The sequence below is a fragment of the Roseomonas aerilata DSM 19363 genome (assembly GCF_000711725.1).
In the GTDB taxonomy this organism is placed as follows: Bacteria; Pseudomonadota; Alphaproteobacteria; order Acetobacterales; family Acetobacteraceae; genus Roseomonas; species Roseomonas aerilata.
Map to the genome: position 1 here is coordinate 1 of NZ_JONP01000120.1, position 2,508 is coordinate 2,508.

The 2,508-nt window shown below is 68.8% G+C and carries 4 protein-coding genes; all 4 read right to left on the reverse strand.

What is annotated here, in order from left to right; translation table 11 throughout:
* Positions 1–172: 172 nt before the first annotated feature.
* The gene (locus tag BO39_RS29195) at positions 173–676 is read right to left on the reverse strand and encodes a DUF2382 domain-containing protein (RefSeq protein ID WP_211257613.1); all 504 of its coding nucleotides are present in this window, start codon (positions 674–676) and stop codon (positions 173–175) included.
* Positions 666–1,469, reverse strand: coding sequence for a hypothetical protein (locus BO39_RS29200; RefSeq protein WP_245615472.1), 804 nt, complete (start codon positions 1,467–1,469; stop codon positions 666–668). Before BO39_RS29200 ends, BO39_RS29195 begins: the two co-directional genes overlap by 11 nt.
* Before the next feature lie 157 nt (positions 1,470–1,626).
* Positions 1,627–1,815, reverse strand: coding sequence for a CsbD family protein (locus BO39_RS29205; RefSeq protein WP_043840395.1), 189 nt, complete (start codon positions 1,813–1,815; stop codon positions 1,627–1,629).
* Positions 1,816–1,970: 155 nt separating this feature from the next.
* On the reverse strand, positions 1,971–2,508 hold a 538-nt coding region (locus BO39_RS29210), incomplete at its 5' end, for a helix-turn-helix transcriptional regulator (protein WP_043840396.1).

Genomic DNA, 2,508 nt, shown 5'->3' on the forward strand with positions numbered 1-2,508 from the left:
GCCCAGAAGCCGGTCTCGCCCGAGGACGATGCAGAGGTGGCCGTGCCGCTCGAACTCGTCTCACCGGCGAGCACCTGAACCTGGCCGCTCGCGAGATCCAGCTGGCTGGAGAGCTGGCTGACTGCCGCATCCGCATGGGCGCGGTTGTCGAACATGGCGGTGATGGTACGCATCATGGTTGGCTTCCTTTCCTGTTGTCAGTCCACTCGACCACCCCTGCAGGCGAGCTCGCCTGCTCCGGGGCCAGTCGCTCGACCGTGGCTCGCTGCACCCGCCGCTGGGCGGGTGTTTCCACGCTGTCCTCGCTGTCGATGAGCCGCAGCCGGATCTCCTCCTTGAGAACCAGCCGTCTCACGACCACCAGCACCTCCTCGACCACGGGGACGATGGTCACGTCCCCGTCCTGGCGGGTTGCCGGCACCTCGCCCACCTCACAACCGACGGGCACGCGCCTGATCTCCGTGCGCTGGCTGCGCAGGGTCTCGCGCAGCGTCTCCTCGACCGTCTCGGTGCTCAGGGAGACACGAACCCGGCCGGTCTCGGCGGTCCGCTTGCCGAGGTGGAGCACCTCCTCGGCCAGCGGGATGACCTCCTCGGTTCTGCCAATGATGGGCAGGCTGCCCGGCGTCGGCGCCAGCTCGACATCGGGCACCCCCGCGCCCTGTTCAGGCGACACGGGCACTGCGAACCGTCATCAGGTCGCGGGTACCCCGGCGGGCGCCGAGCACGGAGGCAACTGCGCCCAGCAGCATGATCCCGAACACCGCAAAGGCGCCCTTGGCAGCGCCGGAGGCAGCGGCGTCGGCCGCACTGCGCGCCTTCTCCTCGGCCTGCTGGGCCGCCTGCGTTGCCCGCTGCTCGGCCTGCTGCACCCGTGCCTGGGCGTCCTGCGGGCTAAGGTTGTACTCGGCCGCGACAAGTTGGTTCAGACGATCACGGTCCTCGGCCGAGAGCTGGCCGTCGGTCACCCGCCGGGTCACCAGGGTGCCCATCTCGGCCTTGCGCTGGTCCGAGGTCATGCTGGCCGGAGCCCCGCCGCCGCTGAGGGCACCCTGAACCCGATCCACCAGACCCTGGGCCGCGTTCTGCAGCGTGCCCGTGTCCGTCCGGTTTGCCGCCTGTTGGCCGACGGCGGACACCGCCGAACCAGCCCCGCTCGCGACGCTACCGACGAGGCTGGAGGCCCCTGACGCGGCCGTAGAGGCAATACCGGAGACGAGGTTGCCCAGCAGCACCGCCGAGATCAGGAAGGTGGTGCCCCACACCGCCAGGCCATGCAGCGTGCCGTCAGTGTTGTCGGACGTTCCCGAGAGCCGGGCCGCGACGTAGCCGCCTACGGCGAGGCCGATCAGGTTAGACACCAAGAACCAGATTCCGGCGCCAATGCCGAAGGAGGACGCAGAGGGCGTACCCCGGGCGGTCGCATCCACCGTGGTGGCGCCCAGCCCCGCGCCGAGGGAGTTCAGCATCAGCCCGATCGTCAAGGCCACGACAGCGCCAGCGATCACCGCACCCCAGGACACGCGTGACGGCAACGATGGCGCGCCCTCGGGGAGGACGGCAGTTGCCCTCGTGGCATCGCCGTAGGTGTCTGATGTGGATCGTGTTTGCACGTGAAAGGTTCCTTCAGGTCTTGTTCTCGGCAGTGTCCGGGAGCTTGCCTCCGGCACCAGCGGCATCCTTCTCGGGCTTGCCTCCGGCCTTCTGGGCACGGCCATCGGCCTGTGCCTTGGTGTCGCCGGTCAGCTTGCCGACGGCCTCCCTTACGGAGCCCCGCACCCGCTCGGCCTCATCCGGGACTGGGACCGGGTTCATCTGGCTCGTCCTCTTGGGTGTTCGGGTCACGGCCGCATCTCGATTGGCCATGGCGCTTGCCCCACAACCCAAGGACGCCCTCAGGGTTCCTCCAGGGGAAACGATGTCATCGGGACGAGCTGGTACCTCTGCACTAAGAGGGCAGAGGGATTGCACTAGTCCTTGGCAGGACTGGGCGATTTCGGCGGGGCGCCACCCGTGAAGCCGCGCTCGCGAGCCCAGACGACGAGGGCGGCCCGGGTGCGTACGCCGGTCTTTCGGTAAAGCGCCGTGACGTGGTTGCGGACCGTGTTGCGGGAGAGCCCCAGCTTGTTGGCGATAGCCGCGTCGGCCATGCCGCGGCACACCAGGGCCAGCACGTCCTGGCCGCGTGGGGGAAGGTCGGACAGTTCGGACGTCTTGGTGCCGTCGGGAGGGTCTGGGCGCCGCAGCTTGGCGAGCTTCTCCAGGACCATTCGGCTGAACCAGGAGGTGTCCTGCATAGCCGCCTGGATAGCGGACGCGATCTCAACCTCGGTGCGGCGGTGCTCGACGACGTTCTGTGCCACCAGCAGTACGCAGGACTGTCCCCCGATGGTCACCGCCTCGGCCGAAAGGAGGAGGTCCAGCAGGTCGCCTGCCCGGGTGCGCAGCCGGATGTTGAGGTTGCGCACACTGCCATCAGCTTCGAGCCGCCGCTCCAGCTCCTGCCCA